14 protein-coding genes and 1 pseudogene are annotated in these 20,224 nt (G+C 35.4%); all 15 read left to right on the forward strand.

The annotated features are described in order from the left end of the window. Positions 1 to 259: 259 nt before the first annotated feature. Positions 260 to 1,098, forward strand: a pseudogene (locus ACY9Z2_RS13130) (TnsA endonuclease N-terminal domain-containing protein). After that, a complete protein-coding gene (locus ACY9Z2_RS13135; RefSeq protein WP_463610104.1) occupies positions 1,095 to 3,248 on the forward strand; it encodes a TnsB C-terminal domain-containing protein in 2,154 nt (717 codons plus the stop codon). Before ACY9Z2_RS13130 ends, ACY9Z2_RS13135 begins: the two are co-directional and overlap by 4 nt. A gap of 1 nt (position 3,249) precedes the next feature. Further along, positions 3,250 to 4,917, forward strand: coding sequence for an ATP-binding protein (locus tag ACY9Z2_RS13140; protein WP_463610105.1), 1,668 nt, complete (start codon positions 3,250 to 3,252; stop codon positions 4,915 to 4,917). A 12-nt stretch (positions 4,918 to 4,929) separates the two neighbouring features. Then, a complete protein-coding gene (locus tag ACY9Z2_RS13145; RefSeq protein ID WP_463610106.1) occupies positions 4,930 to 6,780 on the forward strand; it encodes a TnsD family transposase in 1,851 nt (616 codons plus the stop codon). Positions 6,781 to 6,782: 2 nt separating this feature from the next. Continuing rightward, positions 6,783 to 8,315, forward strand: a complete 1,533-nt coding sequence (locus ACY9Z2_RS13150; RefSeq protein ID WP_463610107.1) for a Tn7-like element transposition protein TnsE — start codon at positions 6,783 to 6,785, stop codon at positions 8,313 to 8,315. A 131-nt stretch (positions 8,316 to 8,446) separates the two neighbouring features. Continuing rightward, positions 8,447 to 11,089, forward strand: coding sequence for an AAA family ATPase (locus tag ACY9Z2_RS13155; RefSeq protein ID WP_463610108.1), 2,643 nt, complete (start codon positions 8,447 to 8,449; stop codon positions 11,087 to 11,089). Between the two features lie 256 nt (positions 11,090 to 11,345). Then, the gene (locus ACY9Z2_RS13160; RefSeq protein ID WP_142301762.1) at positions 11,346 to 11,390 is read left to right on the forward strand and encodes an erythromycin resistance leader peptide; all 45 of its coding nucleotides are present in this window, start codon (positions 11,346 to 11,348) and stop codon (positions 11,388 to 11,390) included. Positions 11,391 to 11,790: 400 nt separating this feature from the next. Continuing rightward, positions 11,791 to 12,984, forward strand: a complete 1,194-nt coding sequence (locus ACY9Z2_RS13165) for an MFS transporter (RefSeq protein ID WP_463610109.1) — start codon at positions 11,791 to 11,793, stop codon at positions 12,982 to 12,984. Between the two features lie 113 nt (positions 12,985 to 13,097). Then, positions 13,098 to 14,555 (forward strand): Msr family ABC-F type ribosomal protection protein, encoded by a 1,458-nt coding sequence (locus tag ACY9Z2_RS13170; protein ID WP_463610110.1) that lies wholly within the window; start codon positions 13,098 to 13,100, stop codon positions 14,553 to 14,555. A gap of 260 nt (positions 14,556 to 14,815) precedes the next feature. Then, positions 14,816 to 15,595, forward strand: coding sequence for an aminoglycoside nucleotidyltransferase ANT(9) (gene ant(9), locus ACY9Z2_RS13175; protein ID WP_463610111.1), 780 nt, complete (start codon positions 14,816 to 14,818; stop codon positions 15,593 to 15,595). Positions 15,596 to 15,707: 112 nt separating this feature from the next. After that, positions 15,708 to 16,538, forward strand: a complete 831-nt coding sequence (locus tag ACY9Z2_RS13180) for a nucleotidyltransferase domain-containing protein (protein WP_463610112.1) — start codon at positions 15,708 to 15,710, stop codon at positions 16,536 to 16,538. Between the two features lie 105 nt (positions 16,539 to 16,643). Beyond that, on the forward strand, positions 16,644 to 17,297 hold the full coding sequence (gene catA, locus ACY9Z2_RS13185; RefSeq protein WP_463610113.1) for a type A chloramphenicol O-acetyltransferase: 654 nt from the start codon (positions 16,644 to 16,646) through the stop codon (positions 17,295 to 17,297). Between the two features lie 372 nt (positions 17,298 to 17,669). Beyond that, positions 17,670 to 18,014 (forward strand): DUF1428 family protein, encoded by a 345-nt coding sequence (locus ACY9Z2_RS13190; protein ID WP_463610114.1) that lies wholly within the window; start codon positions 17,670 to 17,672, stop codon positions 18,012 to 18,014. A gap of 109 nt (positions 18,015 to 18,123) precedes the next feature. Then, complete coding sequence (locus tag ACY9Z2_RS13195; RefSeq protein ID WP_463610115.1) at positions 18,124 to 18,549, forward strand: SRPBCC family protein; 426 nt, start codon at positions 18,124 to 18,126, stop codon at positions 18,547 to 18,549. Between the two features lie 362 nt (positions 18,550 to 18,911). Beyond that, on the forward strand, positions 18,912 to 20,141 hold the full coding sequence (locus tag ACY9Z2_RS13200; RefSeq protein WP_463610116.1) for a GNAT family N-acetyltransferase: 1,230 nt from the start codon (positions 18,912 to 18,914) through the stop codon (positions 20,139 to 20,141). The last annotated feature ends 83 nt before the right edge of the window (positions 20,142 to 20,224 follow it).

Consider the following 20,224-nt stretch of genomic DNA (forward strand, 5'->3'; position numbering starts at 1 on the left):
TTTTCGTAGATAAGAGGATTATATGTGCTAAACTTTACTCAGACAATAACGTTAATCGTTTATTTAAAGGAGGAGTAATCATGTATTTAGAAATTTATCTTTATCCAGTACTAGAAGAAAACAAAGAACAATTTGTTGATTTAAAATAAAGTCGTACCGTTTGCAAAAAAGATGTACCGTTTAAAATAAAGTTATACCGTTTATAAAAAAGTTGCACTGTTTTGCCCCTTTGGATATGATTGTCTAAAGGGGTGTTTTTGTGTCGAAAAGAAAAAGAACATCTAAAGTCGATAAGTGGATTAAAGAAGGCCGTGGAACTGGTAGTGGGGTAGAATATAAGCCATGGCTAAAAATTCAAGCGTTTCCTCATTAGGTCGGTCAACGAGATTAAAAGGAATAAAAACCAACAGACAACATGAATTTTTATCAGACTTGGAACGAAACTATTTTTACATATCTGAATTTTCTGATGCTATCTTAGATATTCGCGAGCAGTTTCCATTATTACCTCAAGAGGAAACGATTGTTATTGCAGATGAGCTTGGAATTAATCATCCAGCTGATCCAAAAACAGGCGATCCTATTGTGATGACTACGGATTTTCTATTGACAGTTGGTAAAGGACAAAATGTGTTTGAAGTAGCTCGTACAATCAAAATGAAGGACGAATTACTGAAGGAACGTGTACTTGAAAAGTTTGAGATTGAACGAGAGTATTGGAAACGGAAGGATATAGACTGGAGCATTGTTACAGAGGAAGAGGTTCCTAAAACAATGGCACGAAACATTAGCTACATACATGATTATTATGATATTCGAGATTATGATGTGTTCGAGCAAATGAGTTCACAACATATTGAAGATATATCCTTATCATTAATGCAAAGGTTATTAAATAATAAACATAGTATCCGTACAATTACGAATGAATTTGATACCGATACCCATTTACCTTTTGGTAGTGGTGTAACACTTTTTTATCATTTAATTGCTCAAAAAATAATAGCGATAGATATGCTTAATCCACTTAGTTTAGAACAACAGATTGATATTAAATCCATTGATGAAAGCAGGCTGAAGAAGATGAAATTCGGATGATTTATATTAATCAAGTGCTTCAATATGTAAAGGATTCAAAACGGATTCGAGTTGTTGAAATAGATGAATCTTATGTATTTATTGTAGATATTGATGCACACACATCTATGGCTAAAAAAGAGCTTTATGCTACATTAGCTACAGAAATCGAACAAAAAGTATTATTAGTAATCCCAGATCCTTTTGCAAGAGTTGTAATCGATAGTGACTTAACAGAAGTACAAATTCAAAAGCGCGAAAATGATTGGGAAGCTATTCAACTATACTGTTTGGAACATATGAAAGTACTCTTTCAAAAAAGTGGCAGGGAGAAGAAGATAAAGGAAATTGCGGAAGAATTAAAAGTCACTCCTACTAAGGTAAAAAAGCTACTTAGTCGTTTTTGGCAGCGAGGTATGACAAAAAATGCGATGCTCCCCGACTACTCGAATTCGGGAGGAAAGGGTAAAACAAAAACTTTAAATAAATCAAAGGTAGGTCGTCCTCGAAGGGTTCTCAGTAATGAATACCAGACAGGTATTAATATTACGGATGAAGTAAAAGTTCAATTTGAACATGCAATTAAAAAGTATTACCGAGCTACAAATAACTATTCGTTAAAAGACGTTTATAATTTCGTTCTTCGTGACTTTTATTCTGACCGCTATAAGGAAAGCGGTGAACTGAAGTACCGTATCTGGGATGCTACACGACTCCCTTCATACCATCAGTTTTACTACTGGTTTAAAAAGCTTGAAGATCCGAAAAAAGATATCCAGTTTCGTAAAAGTACGAAGGAATATGAATTGAAATATCGTCCTATTCTAGGCGATGCTAAATCGGAAACAAATGGTCCTGGTACTAGATTTCAAATTGATGCAACCATTGCAGATATTTATTTAGTTAGTTCGCTTGATGTAAATAAAGTAATTGGTCGACCAGTTATTTATGCGGTACTTGATGTGTATTCACGTATTATTACTGGTCTTTATGTGGGACTAGAAGGCCCATCATGGATTGGTGCAATGATGGCTTTAGATAATATGGTCGCAGACAAAGTAGAATTTTGTAAGCAATGTGGAATAGATATTACACCCGAGCAATGGCCAACACATCATTTGCCTGAAATTATAATTGCTGACAGGGGCGAATTTGAAGGATATTCGATAGACAACTTAATTAATAATCTTAATATTAAAATAGAGAATACCACGGCTTATCGTGGGGATTTGAAAGGGATTGTTGAACGGAAGTTCCGTACTTTTAATGGGAAGGTGAAGCAAAAAGCACCGGGAGCAATTCAAAAGGAATATAGAGAACGTGGTGATCAGGATTATCGCTTAAATGCTACACTGAATTTAAAGGAATTTACGTCCATTATTATTACAATGGCGCTACATCATAACCAAAAGGTAATTGATAAATATCCTATTGAAAAAGAAATGGTCGCTGCAGGATTAGTACCAACGCCGATTAATTTATGGAATTGGGGTATTCAAAACCGCAAGGGAAGGCTTAGAACAGTTGATAGAAATATTCTTCGCCTGAACGTGCTTCCGCGTGGAAAAGCGACAATTTCAAGGGCTGGTATCAAGTTTAAAAATCTTCTATATGGTTCCCAACGAGCGATTGAGGAACATTGGTATTTGAAGTTGAAAAATAAAAGCGTAGAAGTTGTTTATGATCCACGCCATATTGAAAAAATCTATATTCCTCATGATAACGGAATGGACTTTGAGACTTGTATTTTATTAGAACCTAGTCAGCAATATAAAGGTGATTTCTTAGAGGAAATTGTATTTCAACATCAACTTCGGAATGAACTAGAAAAAGTAGAACGTACAAATCAAATTCAATTAACAATAAATACAGATGCAACAATGGAAGAAATAATAAAAAAAGCTGTGAAGAACAAAAAAGAATCTTTCAACCAACCAACAAGTAAAAAAGCAAAAATTGCTTCTATTCGAGACAATAAGGATGTTGAAAAACAATTAAACCGTGAAACTGAAAAATTTGATTTATCACCTAAAAAGGTTAGTGAGGAAACTGAAGTAATCGATTTCACTACAAAAGAGAGGATTAATGATACACCACCAAAGAAATCACCCTCACGCCTAATGCAAAAATTAAAGAAAAAGCGAGATGAGGAATTTGGGAAAAACAAATGACATGGTTGTTTTAAAAGGAGAATTTGAGAAAGGCGTTTATAAGGAACAACCTTTAAGTGAATATGCCAATAATCCTTTTATCGAGGCTCTTCCACCGATTTTAAGTGAGGATGTTGTGCTAGAACGATTTATGGTGACCCCACGGATTAGTGATCAAGATAAGTTAAGTGAATCCAATATTCGTTATCACGTATTAAAACGTGTGAGGAACTTTATTCAGCCATTACCGATTCATTTTGAGGTAGAGCGTCGATTATCAACGTTGATTCGCAGAGGCTACTTAGCAAGAAATCCATTAGATTCTACATTTCTAGAGCGAGTTCGTGTATTACATGAATTGCGTGAAGAAGAGGAGATTGCACATAAGCATATCAAGGAGCGTTTAAATTATATTCGCTCTACAGCTGATAGCTTATCTATTATAGGTATCTCTGGTATCGGCAAAACCACTGAAATTGAACGCTTGCTGCTCATGTATCCGCAAGTCATCAAACATGAAACTTACGGAGGACAACCTTTTAACCGTACACAAATTGTTTGGCTTAAAATTGACTGTCCATATGACGGTAGCTTATCAACGCTCTGTAAAAGCTTTTTCAAGGCAATTGATGACCTACTTGGTACGCGTTATTTAGAAAAGTATGGTTATTTGAATCGAGTGACATCGACAATGCTTTTGCATATGACATCATTAGCAAGTATGTATGGTATCGGTGTATTAGTCATTGATGAAATCCAGCACTTACTACATTCTAAAAATGATCAGGAAGAAATGTTGAATTTTTTTGTAACGCTGTCTAATACAGTTGGCATTCCCACGGTCTTAATTGGGACTTCTAAGGCACAAAAACTTTTTAAAGGGAATTTCAGACAGGCAAGACGGGCAGCAAGCGATGGAGCAATTATTTGGGATCGTATGGCGGAAGATAGTGAGGAATGGGAATTCTTCCTTGAAACACTTTGGGAATTACAGTGCTTAAAAACCCATTCTGAGCTTACTGAGCAGACAAAGAAGGCATTTTACTATGAATGCCAAGGAATTACTGCTGTTGCTGTAAACCTCTTTATTTTAGCGCAAGAACGAGCATTATTTGATGAGGATAATCCAAATGAAACCATTACACCACAAGTAATAAAAAAGACTGCTAAAGAAGATATGCAAACGATTCAACCAATGATGACGGCTATTCGAACCAATAATTTAGCTGATATGATGAAATATGAAGATATTATGATCAACCTGGATGAGGTAATGCTCAACCATAAGCGAAATACAGAAATTACAGGGCGTATTCAAGATGCGTTTAAAGAACGACAAAATACAATCCAGTATAAACGGCAAGACACGATTGAAAACTTACGTGTTGAGGTAGCTGCACTTGGTATTTTTGATAGATTGAAAGATAAAGACATTAAAAAATTGACAAAAAATATAGTTGAAGAAAGTCCACTTGATACTGACTTTCACCAGCTTAAATCGGATGTGATTCAGCAGGGAATTGCATTAAATCAACAAAAGAAGGAACAAAAAACGAAAGCTAAAACGAAAAATGCGGATGTACTACCATTGTTAACGCTAAGAAAGCGAGCATTGGACAAAAAGCAACATCCCCATGAGTTATTGAAGGCAAATGGGTACATTAAAAATCCTTTGGAGGAATTCTATTAGGAGTGAGTTTGAATGCTGCCATTCTTTACGGATCCATATCCAGATGAAATAATTTATTCAGCGATTGCCCGTTATCACTTTTACAGTGGAAATATTGATTACAAAGATTCATTGGAAGAAGTGTTTGAAAGTCGCTCTGTGATCCCGAGTGTAGAGATTGGTAGCCATTTTTATGCTTTGTCTCAACAAATGGGAAATCATTATTCAATAGGAAATTTATTGGCGAAACACACTATTTATCCGTTTTATGCTCCGTTCCTTGCTAAACATCGACAACAAGAGGTAATGCTTGATGTTCAAGGTGATGGAAAGGGTCTTTATACAAGGATTGGTATGGTTGCAGGGGGTATTTGCAAGAAAGATGTATTATACTACTGTCCACAATGCGCCCGTGCTGATATTGATAAATATGGTGAACCATACATACATCGGGAACACCAATTACAAGGTATAGACTTGTGCGCACACCATTATTTACAACTAAGAAAATACCCGGTTGACTTTAACGAGCAAAGTCGAATCAAGTTTATCCGGTTTGAGGCAAAAAGAATGAATTTTTCAGCTTTGCAGGAAGTGAAGTCTCCATATTATTTTGATACCCAAGTAAAGCTAGCAAAAATGGCATATCAATTATTAAATATTGATATTGAGGCATTCTCACGTGAAAATGTCTTTAAAATGTATCGATTGCTTCTTAGGGAAAAGAATTTAATTACTACATCGAATCAAGTAAGGCAAAAGGGATTATTTGAAGCCTTTCAAGCAAAGTTCTCTAAAGGGTTTTTGAAAAAGTACGAGTCTGAGTTAAATGAGGAAAACGAATACAATTGGCTAAAGGTACTAACCCGCAATGAAAAGCGTCATGTGCATCCTTTGCGTCATTTATTCTTCCTATATTTTTTAGGTAAAGATGTAGAAGGGCTTTTACATGTTAAAGAAGATGTAGGTCCATTTGGTAAAGGTCCGTGGCCATGCCTGAATAAGGCTGCTGAACATTACAAGCAACTGGTAATCCAACCCGTGGATATTACAAGGGATTATAAATCATCTGCCCCTATTGGTACGTTTGAGTGTTCGTGTGGTTTTGTTTATGCCAGAAAGGGTCCCGATAAATCCAGAGAGGAAATATATCGCATTGGCCGAGTAAAAGCGTTTGGAGATACGTGGAAGGCAAAATTACAAGTCTTAGCAAGCAAGGAAGACTTGAGTATTAGGGCAATGGCTAAAATGCTTGGGGTAGATTCTAAGACGGTGAAAAAGTATTTATCTAAGGATGGACAAAAAGAAAAAGCTGAAAGTAAAGTGAGCCCTCAAATGTTACAGCAATACCGGAGCAAACTGCTGGAAGGAATGCAACAATTTCCTAACGATTCCAGAACACAAATAAGGGAGCTTTTTCAAAAGGAATATATTTATCTGTATCGCCATGATAGGAATTGGCTATTGAAACAATTACCCAGAAGATGTGAAGAGGCACATGCCAATAATACAATTGTTGATTGGTCTGCACGGGATGCTGATTATTGCGCAAAAATAAAACAGCTACATAACGAGTTGATGGCATTGGAAAAGCCTGTCCGGATAACAAATTCTCTTATCGGAAAACGTTTAGGAATCTTATCTAATTTAGAGAAGCACCTTAACAAACTGCCTAAGACTAAGAAACTCTTAGGAAACATCACAGAATCGGTTTCGCAATTTCAAATTCGACGTTGTTGTAAAATCATAGACTGCATGATTCAAGAGGAAGAACCGGTAGTATTGTGGAAAGTCCAGCGCATAGGTGCTGTTAAATCGCATCATCTTCATGAAATAAAACCGCATTTAGAGGCGTACATAGACATGAAAATAGGAAGTGGTTAATGATGAGTGCAAAACAAGTTAAAATTAAATGGCCGTTCGTAAAAGGAGAGAATGCAAGACTAATTTGGATTGGTGATCCTATTCGTTATGATAATAAAATAATGCTGTATGCGTATTTGCGCTCAAAGGGGGTTACAAAGAAAATACTACTGGACTGGGGTACGTTACCGTGTTTGGCTATCCAACATTATTATAGTAGCGGTGTAATCACAGCAAGTCAGCCTCCCCAGGGTGCGCAAGAAGTAGATATTACTATTTATCCTAATCGAGTGCAGTATTATGAAAAGCCATGGAACATTTATGGAAGTACTGATCTAGCAATTTCTCGTAGTTTCATATTCTTCTTTGATGGCAAGAATGTCATTCTGCCAGTTATTGAAGTGTTGCGCAGTATATTAGCACCGAACGGATTTTTTTTACATCGTTTGTTTGAATCCAATTCATTTCCGCAGTTTTTCACTGAAACATATGAACCAAACAAAATTCATCTTAGCTTCTCATCACTATATGAAATGAAATACACAAAAACGCCATTCATCTATCAATTGGTGTGGCTATTAACCAATCGTGATTTACGTCAAGTCTATGAAAGCCTTGCATTCACATGGTTGCAGGAACGGATATTGAAGTTTGAATGGAATTTCACACAACCAATCACAGTAACTGCCCGTGTAAAGGAGAAAGATAATACATGGACGGTTTTACAAATTGTGAATGTAAAGAACAAGCATATTCCATATGAAAATATCTCGATCTCACATCCGGAAATTCAAGATAAAGAGCAGTCAAAAGAGGCAAAAAAATATACATACCATTCTATAAATAAATACGGGGATGAGGAAGGTTTTACGTTAGATGAACAAGTAGATGGATCTACGGAGGATTTTGATTTAGTGCAGATGAATCAATTGAGTCATGAATATACCTCAGTCCCTAGAGTCAAACGGATCAAACGTGAGTTTGCCAAACAACGTTTGGAAGAGGATGAAAATACAAAGAGGTACTATGGTGAGAGTAATTCCATTCGCTCTACAGCAGATAGTGGTGGACAGCAGTTGGCTAGGGGATTGGAACATCAAATGCTGCATGAAGTTAAGACTCAGGGGGAGTTGAAGGACTTTATAAATGTCTTAAAAGTATTGGAACAATATCCAGAGGTAAAAACAATTCAGGCATTTACTGATGTGTTACCAGAAGGCATGGGGGAAAGGAAATATACAAAGTTAAGTGATGGTATTACAAAAAGAAGTTATGTAATTGCTGAAGTATTTATGATAAATGACAATCGTTTCAATGTTATTGAGGTTGAGCGTGAACACCGTCCACTATCAACGATTATTTTAACATCTAATTCCGAACAAAATTGGGGTATGATATATAATTATTTGCTTGTGAACCTTGTTAATGCTTGTGGAACATGGAATAGTAAGTTTCTAAAATCCATTGAAACAAAAGGAATTGGTGTTACAAAGGCAAAGCATAGCAGTAAAGGGGTTCGTCATAGAGCAAAAATTTTGCTAAGCAAACTTTTGTGACTGTTGGGGATATTATTAACATAAAATTAGTCTATTAAATTAAAATAGCTTCATTCAAATGGGGCTATTGACTATAACCCAAGTTGGAATTAAAGTGTCGAAAATATTTTTTCAAACAAGGGGGAAGATTAATGTCCAAGGCATTAAGAGAGTATAAACAATTTCTAAAGAAATACACAGGGGATTTGTCTAATTACGAAATGAAATTGGCCAGTATTATTTTAGACAATTTTACTTCTATTGAAAAATCTAGTAGCGCTGGGGGAAGAAGAGGTAAACTTATCGCTAGTTTAGTAACCGAGCATGGTGATTCAGTCGATGGGCAGTTTTCATTAGATGAAACATCTGAAGCAATAACTGAAGATCAAATCAATCGTCTTTCGAAACTAACTGTAAAAAACTTCAGGGGGTTCTCTGATGAGCATATTTTTGAATTTAAGAACCCCTATACTTTTGTTTATGGTCCTAATGGAAGTGGAAAATCGAGTTTTTGTGAAGCCCTCGAATATGCACTTTTAGGGACAATTCATGAGGCAGATGCAAAGCGAATTGGCCTTGATACATATATTAAGAATGCATATACAGGACGTTCAGAACTACCTGTTTTAAAAGGAGTAAATTCCGAGGATTGTGAAATTGATGTAAAACCAATGCCCCAAGTTAATGAATTTTGCTTTATAGAAAGAAACCGTATAGAAGGGTTTGCCCGAGTCTCCGCTAATACACCACAGGCTCAGCAACAACGACTTGCTGCTTTATTTGGATTAGAGGATTTTAATACCTTTGTTGCGAATTTTAATGAACGGTTTGATAATTATCTTGATTGTGAAGGAAAGCTTGCAAAGAAACTTTCTGAAGAAGAGAAGAAAATCGAATTACATAAACAAAATTTAGAAACTCTGCCTCAAAAAAGAGAAGAGGTACAGCAACAGACAGATGAATTACTTAGCAAGTATACTGATGTTAATACTTTAGAAGAATTAAAAGAAAAATTATCAGGAACGGAAGAAGCAGAGGGACTTATACAAAAAAATAATGCACACATTGCGAGTTTAGGGAATTTAAAAAATATACCGGACCCTGGTATTGAAAAGTTGATGGAAAGTACCCAACGTGTAGACTCACTAATAAAAGAGCGTAATGAGGCAATGGCATCTTTACAGGATTATAAAGACCAAATATCTTTAAAAGATCTGTATACCGCTATTTTACAAAATAAAGATAAATTTCAAGATGTTTGTCCAGCGTGTGAATCAGAGTTATATATAGACGGGAACCTTGCAGTTCCTTTAAACCCTTATTCCCATGCCTCTAAGAAAGTACAAGAATTTGAGATAGCTATAAAACTTGAAACACGAGTAACTCAAATAGATAAGCAGGTACCTAAAGAACTCACGTTTCTTGAAACCACACTCACGCAAATTTTAACGATTGTAGAATCAATAGAATTCCCAAAAAAAGATACCATTGACGCTTTAAATCAACAGATATTGGATGCTAAGGAAGATGGACAAAATTTAAGTGATGCAATAGCAACGACTATCTATTATTTTGATGTTTTTAATGATTTTAAAAAACATCTGATTATTTACAACAAAAAAGTCACGGAAGCTGAGGATGAAATTCAAAAACTAAAAGCAGAAAATAGACGATTAGACGAAGTTCTAGAAGAGATATCAAGAATTCGGACAAGAATAGAATCTATTAATGAAGGTGAAAAGAAGGCAATTGAAGCTGTGGAGGAATTTACCCAGGACAACAAAGAATTAATTAAGCAGGTTGAAAAGGAAAAGCTGTTAGTAGCACGTAATTGCCAATATCATGATGCATATGTTTCACTAAAAGCCCGTTTAATAGAATATAACCGTCAGTTACCATCTGTATTGGCATCTAACTTGAATGCTAAAACAATGGAGTTCTATAACGCAATCAACAGATATGACCATCCATATGATCTTTTGGAAGGTGTCAATCTTCCTTCTAATTCCAGCGAAAAGATAGAAATCCGCTTTAAAAATGGAGGAAACTTAGATGCATTACATGTTTTGAGTGAGGGGCATATAAGGTGCTTGGGTTTATCCATCCTCTTAGCTAAGAATGTACAGGACAATTTGCCAGTAGTAATATTTGATGATGTGGTAAACGCAATTGACGATGAACACAGACGAGGAATTATCGAAACTATATTGGAGAATGACTATATAAAGGATAAGCAACTTATTATTACTACCCATGGAGAAGAATTTGTAAAACAGTTAGAAAATAATATTCCTAAAAAGGATTATACAGAGAAGGTAACACGAATAGACTTTCTTAAAACTGATGAACCCAAAAAAATTACAGTAAAATTAGATCTGCCACGAAATTATTTAGTTCTTGCTCAACAAAGGTTAGATGAAGGTCAACATCGTGATAGCTTAGCGAACGGGAGAAGGTCACTTGAAAGCTTAATCAATAAACTTTGGAAACAGTTAGCCAAAAAATATAACGTTCAATTAAGTGTACCAATGCGTTCTCCTGGGAGGCCACCGGAATTAATGTCAACTGCTCAAGCACTAAGAAAGTTTATTTCCAAGAATAAAATAGATGGATATGAGAATGTAGTTTCATCGTTAAACGTTTTGTTGGGAATGGAGAACAAGCATCCTTTCGAATGGAACTACCTTAATAAGGGAACACACGAAGAGGAAAGAACGGAGGAATTTGACAGAACAGTTGTCAAAGAAATGATAGAGTTATTAGAACAAATCGATGATACTATAATGAACAGGTAGGCTGATTGCCCCCAAAAATTATGTGACCAGAAATTCACAAATCTTAGAAATAATACTTTGATGGGGGATTAGTACCTTTCATTTGATTAATGATCTTAATCATCGAAATCATCCCCTTCTAGTGTTCACATTTCTTATAAGTGAACTCGCCCCAGTCTGACAAGGTTGATAAAATCTTTGACTTTTAATAACAAGCTGGTTATAATACTATGTGTATATCTAAATTTTAAATTGTTTTAAGGAGGATTATTAAAAAATGACACATGCTATGAGACTTCGTTTCCCAACTTTGAACCAGTAATTAAATACGTTCAAAGACTCTGCTTGTGTGTGCAGAGTAAACGGGATAAGTCTGTCTTTTTTTAATAATCTTTCATTTCGTATAAAATATGTAATGTAAGGAAAGGTGGATTTTTCTACCTTTCTTTTTTCATTAATGTATACTTCTTTTTCCTTTGCAAAAGGAAGGTTTATTTTTGATGACGGCTATCTTGACTTCTCACTTAATCTAATGAGAATAGGTTTTCTTCCCCTTTACTCTAAATCACAGGCAAACAGTCTGTGGTTTTTTTATGTTCTTAAAATTGATTGGGAGGCTTTTATATGATGACATTACTTTATTATTGATACGAGTTTCGTTCATCTAACAAACTCGTATCGATAAAAATCGATACGTAAAAAATTAGGAGGTATCGATTAAAATGAAAAGCAAAAAATGGAAACAGAAATTTTTTGCAATATATACAGGACAGTTCTTTTCTTTATTAAGTAGTGCAGCTGTTCAATTTAGTATTATTTGGTGGCTGACGGATACAACAGGTGGTTCGCCACTGGTACTGACGCTGGCAGGTCTTGCTGGGTTTTTACCACAAGCATTAGCAGGTCCATTTGCAGGGACAATTACGGACCGTTATTCACGAAAATTGATGATGATTCTGGCAGATATGACCGTCGCACTTGGAAGTTTAATCTTATTTACAACGTTGTATTTTTATGAGGCAAGCATCACATTTGTAATACTTGTTTTGGCTATTCGTTCATTAGCAACTGCATTTCATATGCCGGCAATGCAAGCATCTATTCCACTGCTTGCACCCGAAGAACATCTTACAAAGGTTGCTGGTTGGGGACAGACAGTAAGTTCCATATCCAATATTGCAGGTCCGGCAGTTGGGATGTCATTACTAGCTGCAAGCTCAATTGAGTGGGTGTTATTGTTAGATGTTCTTGGTGCGGTTATTGCAAGTAGTATTTTACTATTTATTTACATCCCAAAGGTACAAAGAACAGAATTAATAGACCCTACCAGCATTCTTGTTGAAATGAAAGAGGGGTATGACGCACTTGTAAAGCATCCCGTCTTGTTAAAGCTAACGTTCGTTATGACGGTTGTTGCGGTGTTATACATTCCGCTAGGCACTTACTTTCCACTTATAACACGGAATTATTTTGAAAAGGGTGTTGTCGAGGCTGGAATCGTAGAGATTGTTTTTGCTGTTGGTTTAATAATGGGAGGTTCACTACTAGGTGTACTGGGAGATCGATTTGATAAAGTTAAAACAATGGCAGCAGGAATGATGTTGATGGGCGTTGCATTATTTATTTCTGGTTTACTCTCACCATCATTTTTCTATGTTTTTATTGTTCTGGCTGGTTTAGTCGGTTTGTCTGGACCATTGTTTTCAGCACCATTCTATGCCTTTATCCAGACAGAAATTGAGCCTCATTTACTGGGGAGAGTTTTTAGTTTCGTGACAAGTCTCTCGTTATTAGCGACACCAATTGGCTATGCGGTAGCTGGAGTATTGATTGAATTAACAAGTGTTGCCGTACTATTTTCTATAATTGGTGTCTTAATTATAATAAATGGAGTTATAACAATAAGGGCGAAATAGGAGGATAAATACGATGCAATTTTTATTATTCTTTTGATGCGGGCTGGATTGAGAAGCGCGTATCGATCGTGAGCTATCGATACGAAATCACTATATTTCGGGAGGTAGCTAAGATGGAACAAATATGTTTTGAATTAGAAAATGTTGAAGTGACCTATTTAGATAAAAAGGTATTAGAGATTGGACGTTTAGCAGTCCATCAATTTGATCGAATCGGTATCGTTGGGAAAAATGGAGCAGGGAAAAGTACTTTACTAAAGTTACTTGCAGGTATCGTTCAACCATCAAGGGGAAAAGTAAATCGTCATGTAGATTTCGGGTATTTTGAACAAGTAGAGGCTCCAAAAACCCGTGAGGCTGATCCTCGGTTACTGGGGAAATTGCATGTATCAGACGCTGCTGATGGGCTAAGTGGTGGTGAACAGACAAGGCTGAAGCTTGCACAATTGTTCACACACTACTACGAATCCCTATTAATTGATGAACCGACGACACATCTGGATCAGGATGGTATTACTTTTCTACTCGATGAACTTATGTACTACTATGGTGCGCTAGTGCTGATCAGTCATGACCGTGCTATATTAGACGAACTCGTTACAACAATTTGGGAAGTAGATGAAGGAAAAGTAACCGTATATTCTGGAAATTACAGTGAATATATGGCCCAGAAGGGGTTGGCGCATGAGCAACAAATCCAAGCGCATGAACAATACGTGAAAGAAAAGAGCCGACTCGAAAGAGCGGCCCAGGAAAAGATGAAAAAGGCTGAGAAAATAGCTAAATCATCTGCGTTGTCGAAAAAAGAATCGAAGACAAAAGCAAATCGCATGTTTGAGACAAAGTCAAAAGGCACGAGTCAAAAAGCCATACAGCGTGCGGCAAAAGCAGTTGAGCAGAGAGTGGAACAACTAGAGGCTGTGGAGGCTCCAAAAGAGGAACAATCGATTCGTTTTCATCAGGCAAATGCGCTTCAATTACACAATAAGTTTCCGATTATGGCAGATCGTTTAACGCTAAAGGCAGGGAATAAAACGCTTATTGAAGAATCAAGTTTTCAATTCCCATTAGGTGATACGATTGCGATTACAGGAAAAAATGGTTCGGGCAAAACAACGTTGATTCATTATATTTTACAACGGGGGAAAGGAATTACTATTTCGCCAAAGGCTGTCATAGGATCTTATGAACAAATGGGTTATCAATTTCGTAAAAATGAAACGGTATTAGACTATATGAAAGATAGAAGCGATTATCATGAGAGTAAGATACGATCTGTCCTTCACGCCATGAGTTTTACAGGAAATGACTTAAAAAAGAATGTCCGTAATTTAAGTGGTGGGGAGGCAATCCGTTTAGTACTGTGTCAACTCTTCTTAGGAAGATATAATGTGTTAGTTTTGGATGAGCCAACAAACTTTCTAGATGTTTTTTGTATTGAAGCATTAGAGCAATTTTTGGAAGGATACGAAGGTACAGTCCTTCTTATATCACATGATAGGACATTTGTTGATCGTGTAGCTGATAGTGTATATGTCATAGAGGATAAACAATTGAAGTTGAGAAATTAATATTAAAAGGAGCAGGGGAAACTCTGCTCATCATCTGAGCCAAATCAGCCGACCTTCGGTTCTTTTTATTTGACACAAGGATTGAAACTAAAGTGGAAATGAGGTTTTGAAACAAAGTATGATCAATTATATTAAGTTTGATAAAATGTTCTGTGAAAAATGTTTCTTGTATTCAGTAATCGATATTTAATTGAATACCAATGAAACCAATATAAACGTACATTATGCGAACAAAATCAGAGGAGAGGAGTTTGTAGTTGATGAGCAATTTGAGTAACGATAAATTACCAAAACAAGCGATGCAAGCATTAAAAATCGTAGGGGAGTTGCTTGGAAGTTCGATAGTCGGGGTATATCTATTTGGCTCTGCAGTAAAAGGTGGCTTGCGCATTAACAGTGATGTTGATGTCCTAGTGGTAGTGAATCATCGCTTATCTGAGGTGAACCGAAAAAATCTAACAGACAGACTAATGCTTATATCTGGAAAGATAGGAAATAAGGATTCTGTGCGACCACTTGAAGTCACATTTATAAATCATAAAGATGTCATCCCTTGGCAGTATCCTCCAAGAAATGAATTCATCTATGGTGAATGGCTTAGGAACGATTTTGAGAAAGGACAAATTCAGGAGTCATCCTATGACCCTGATTTGGCTATTGTCTTAGCACAAGCGCGAAAAAATAGCGTTTCTCTATTCGGTCCCCCTGCTTCAGATATACTTGCTCCCGTTCCGATAACAGATATTCGAAGGGCAATTAAGGAATCTTTACCAGAATTAATTGAAGGGATTAAGGGAGACGAACGTAATGTAATTTTAACTCTGGCTCGAATGTGGCAGACAGTGGCTGTTAGTGAAATCTCCCCAAAGGATGTAGCTGCAGAATGGGCTATAACTCGTTTACCTAATGAACACGCACATTTACTTGAAGCAGCTAGAAAAGCTTATCGCGGAGAGTATGTTGATAAGTGGGAAAAGGTGGATTCCGAGGTGATAGAGCTTGTTAATTATATGAGGAACTCTATAGAGTCTCATTTATAGCATCTGAGCAAGTTCTCGGAAAAACCACGATTATCATCAAACGAGAGCTAATCAGGAATAAGTATTAGCGCCCAAAGGAACATTTTATTGAATAAGATTGGAGTGAAACATTATGGCAACTGTAGATAGTTTAATTCAAGACATAAAAGAAGAACTAGATGGACTGCCAGGTGTAGTAGGAGTCGTGTTAGGTGGATCTAGGGCAAGAGGGACTCATAGTCCGAATTCTGATATAGATATTGGAATTTACTATGATGAATCAAAAGGATTTAATACCAATGATATAGAGAAATCAGCATTCAATCTAAATGACGAAAAAAAAGATCATTTAATCACTTACTTAGGTGAATGGGGCGAATGGATAAATGGTGGTGGCTGGTTAGTTGTACATGGTTACCATGTAGATTTTATTTTTCGTGATATCAAACGAGTCAGTAAAGTTATTGATGATTGTCTGTCAGGTCTAGTATCCATTCATTATCAAACAGGACACCCTCATGGTTATTTGAATGCTATGTATATGGGTGAATTAGCTATTTGTAAAGTATTATCTGACCCTGAAGGCACATTAAATAATTTTAAAAAGAAAATGGAGCCCTATTCCAAGAAATTTAAAGAAGCGATGATTCAGTATTTTTCTTTTGAAGCTTCATTTTCCCTTATGTTTATGGAAACCAATGCTAATAAAGATGATATTTCATATGTGATGGGACATTGTTTTCGAAGTATTTCTTGCTTGAATCAAGTTCTCTTTGCGAAGAACGAGGTGTACTGTATCAATGAAAAGAAGGCTGTAGCCATGATTCAAGGTTTTTCGATAAAGCCTATAAACTACAAAAAACGAATCGATGAAATTGTTTCTCTTCTTTCAACAGATAGCGATAAGACAAATCAAGCTGTAGAAAACTTAAAAGAATTAAATTCTGAAATAGAAGCATTATAAATCTTCCAGAGTAACTGTTTTTGGAGGGAGGGTGTAATCAATGAAGAAAGCAGAGAAAATAGCCTCCTAAATAAGAAATTAGTAAAATTTAGGAGGCATACAATAATGAGTTTTAACAGGATTAACTTAGAGAATTGGCATCGAAAGGAATATTTCGAACATTATTTGAATCAACAAACAACGTTCAGCATGACGTCTGAGATAGATATTAGTATTTTATATAAAAATATAAAAAAATTCGATTTCAAGTTTTATCCAACCTTCATCTACATGGTAACAAACGTCGTGAATAGCAATACTGCATTCAGAAAATCTTTTGATAACCAGGGGTGTTTAGGTTACTGGGAAAAGTTAAATCCAAGTTACACTATCTTTGATGAAAGTTCAGAAGCTTTCTCAAGTATTTGGACAGAAGTAACTGACAACTTTAAACAATTCCATAAGGATTATGAAGAGGATTTAAATAAATTTAATGGTTTGGGAGGTTTATTCCCAAAATCTCCTGTTCCTGATAACACTTTTCCTATATCGATGATCCCGTGGAGTTCGTTTACTGCTTTTAACCTTAATATAAATAATGGAGGTAATTTTCTTTTCCCAATTATTACAGCGGGTAAGTTTGTGAAAAAAAAGAATGGTATATTTCTACCAGTGTCTTTACAAGTTCATCATGCTGTTTGTGATGGTTATCATGCAGGATTATTTATGAATAGTCTTCAGAGTTTATCGGATCAGTCCCATGAGTGGTTATTAAGGTAAATATTCTGCAATACGATCGGCGCGATTGTGGGACAACGTAGGTAGAAAATGATCAAACTTTTTTATAAAAACCTAATTTAAAACTGCTGGAGAAGAATCCATTTTGATCAATCTTTTTTCAAAATGGATTCTTTTTATTTATCGTAAAATATGGGTTTACAAGGTATTTTTGTTCAAACTTTATTTTAAAGCTACATTAAAGAGCGTATAAAAAAATTATTACCACATCCAAGAAGTTTTGAGAACTCTAGGATGTGGTATTTCTTTTTCTCAATTAAGTTATAAAATGTCATTTTCGTAGATAAGAGGATTATATGTGCTAAACTTTACTCAGACAATAACGTTAATCGTTTATTTAAAGGAGGAGTAATCATGTATTTAGAAATTTATCTTTATCCAGTACTAGAAGAAAACAAAGAACAATTTTTAAAAATTAATCAAGCAGCTGAACGTATTTACAAAGAATATGGTGCGATTGAGAGCGAAACATTTACAGCTGCATCTATTCAGCCCGAATATGGTTGTGCAGGAATGGTATCTGCAGTTGAACTCCATGAAAATGAGATCCTGATGATGGAGATTAACCGGTACCATAGTAAGGCTCATCATCGCAAGGTTTTGGAGAAGGTTGATAACGATGAGCGGATTGAGGATTTATATAACCAAGTGACAAAGGTAATCGATGTGAGCAGAACTGTTCGTGGTGAATTCGGATAAAAATAACAAAAAATGAATTCAGCCTCCGTATTTTGGCCCTTTAACGGAATAAGAATAAGAATTTTAAGTAAGGATAGGACAGATAATAATCTAAAAAGGATGATTTAGTATGAATACGGAAGTAACGACGAAATTTAAAATTAATAAACCTGCCCATGAGGTGTTTGAGGCCATTGTAGATCCTGTGAAGATCGGGAATTTTTGGTTCTCATCGAGTTCTGAAAGATGGGAAAAGGGCAAGATGATTACATTGAGATATAATGAGTACGATGCTGAAGGGGATATAAATGTACTAGATGTCATTGACAATAAGAAAATTGTGTTCTCATGGGGAGAAACGGTGGTTACAATTACACTAAAAGAGGATGAAACTGGTACAATTATTGAAATTAATGAATCTGGTTTATCAGAAGATGATCCTGAGGTAGTAGCTAAAATGATGGGCCAAAAAGAAGGTTGGGTATATATGTTAAGCTGCTTAAAGGCTTATTTAGAAAATGACGTTAATACCTTGAGAGCATCATTAATTCATTAATAAATATGGTCCTATTAGTTCGAAACTATTTTTAGGCAAACATGAACCTGACCAATGGGGGAAGAATATTTCCAAAGTGATTTTCATGGCGACATTTATTATTAGTGAATCACACCATATACGGATAATTTTGCGGAATAACAGTGGTTTGAAATAATAAATGAATAACCTCTTTATTAATTGGAAAATAAAGAAGAGGTGATTAAAAGTGAAAAGATATTTAGTCTTATTAATGCATTTACTAATAGGCGATACTTCAAAAAAGGAGGTATCGCCTTAATTGTTCTTAAAGTAAAGGAAGTTAATAAACTTTATCCTAAGTTAGCAGCGAGTATAGGTGAAAAAAATTATAGGAGAATTCGATGGATAAACAAATAAAAAAGATAACTGGTAACAACTATGAAAAATTTAGTAAACTAGCAAATTCCGCATTCGAGGGGTTAAATGCTGATAAATGGCTTGAAAACCATATCAAAGAAACCACAAAAGAAAGTTTATATGGCGTGTTTAAAGAAGACAATTTATTAGCAGGTATGAGGACTTTTGATTTTGAAATGAATTATTCGTCAACTCCCATTCGTGTTGGTGGAGTAGGGATGTTAGCCGTTGATATGTTACATAAAAAAGAAAAAAACGCTTATCAATTATTACAGTATTTTTTAAAATTAAATTCAGAGGCAAAGGTTAATCTGGTTATGTTAAACCCATTTAAAGTTAGTTTCTATAAAAAAATGGGATTTGGTATTGGGACAAAGAATTATCAATTCTACTTAAATCCAAATGAGTTTCCTAACTATAAAGAAAAGAGCAAATTGAAGGAGATAACTGTTGAGGAAAGAGGGCAAATTCTTGATTGTTATAATAGGGTTTATTCCCGAACACACGGTATGACGAAAAGATTTCCTTTTGAAAGGGAATTGAATAGACCTTTTTGGTTTGGAAGGGTAATTGGTTATGTAATCGAAGGAGAAGTTAAGGGTTATTTTGTGTATAGTATCGAGGAAAAAGATTTACATATTCACGAACTTTTCTTTGAGTCTCCAGATGTGATTAGAGAATTCTCAACTTTCCTTAATAGTCAATCAGACCAAATAAAGCGAGTAATCATTAACTCTAATTTTGACGAAATCCTACATTTTGTAAACTCTCCAGAAAGCGGAGAAACAACAATGGTTGATTTTACTTCTTCCCCTGACTATAAACACATTGCAAATGTAGGAACCGGGATCATGTATCGAATTATTAATTGCCTTGATTTTTTTGAGGAACTAAAAGAAAGACAGCACCTTTTTAACCCTGGTATTACAATCTCAGTTAAACTTGAAATTAGAGATGAATTCTTTCCCATAAACTCTTCGCCCTTTATTTTGAACATTAAAGGAGGAAGAATTGTAGACATCAAAGAAGATGGTCCAGTTGATGTTGAATTAAGAATGAATATAGCAGAGTTTTCTTCTTTGGTGATGGGAGTCGAGAATGCGTACTCTTATTTAAAATGGGGATTGATGGAGATTTCAGATGTAAGTTATATGAAAATAATAAATTCGCTTTTTCAAACTGATAGTAAACCTATGATTACGAAAGCTTTTTAGTATTTTTTTGTTTTTTGGGCAAATTTTATAAAATTGCGAATTCCCCTTCCAGATTATGTTACAATTTTAATAGATTTGTAATA

The organism is Virgibacillus sp. GM2-2 (assembly GCF_055329585.1).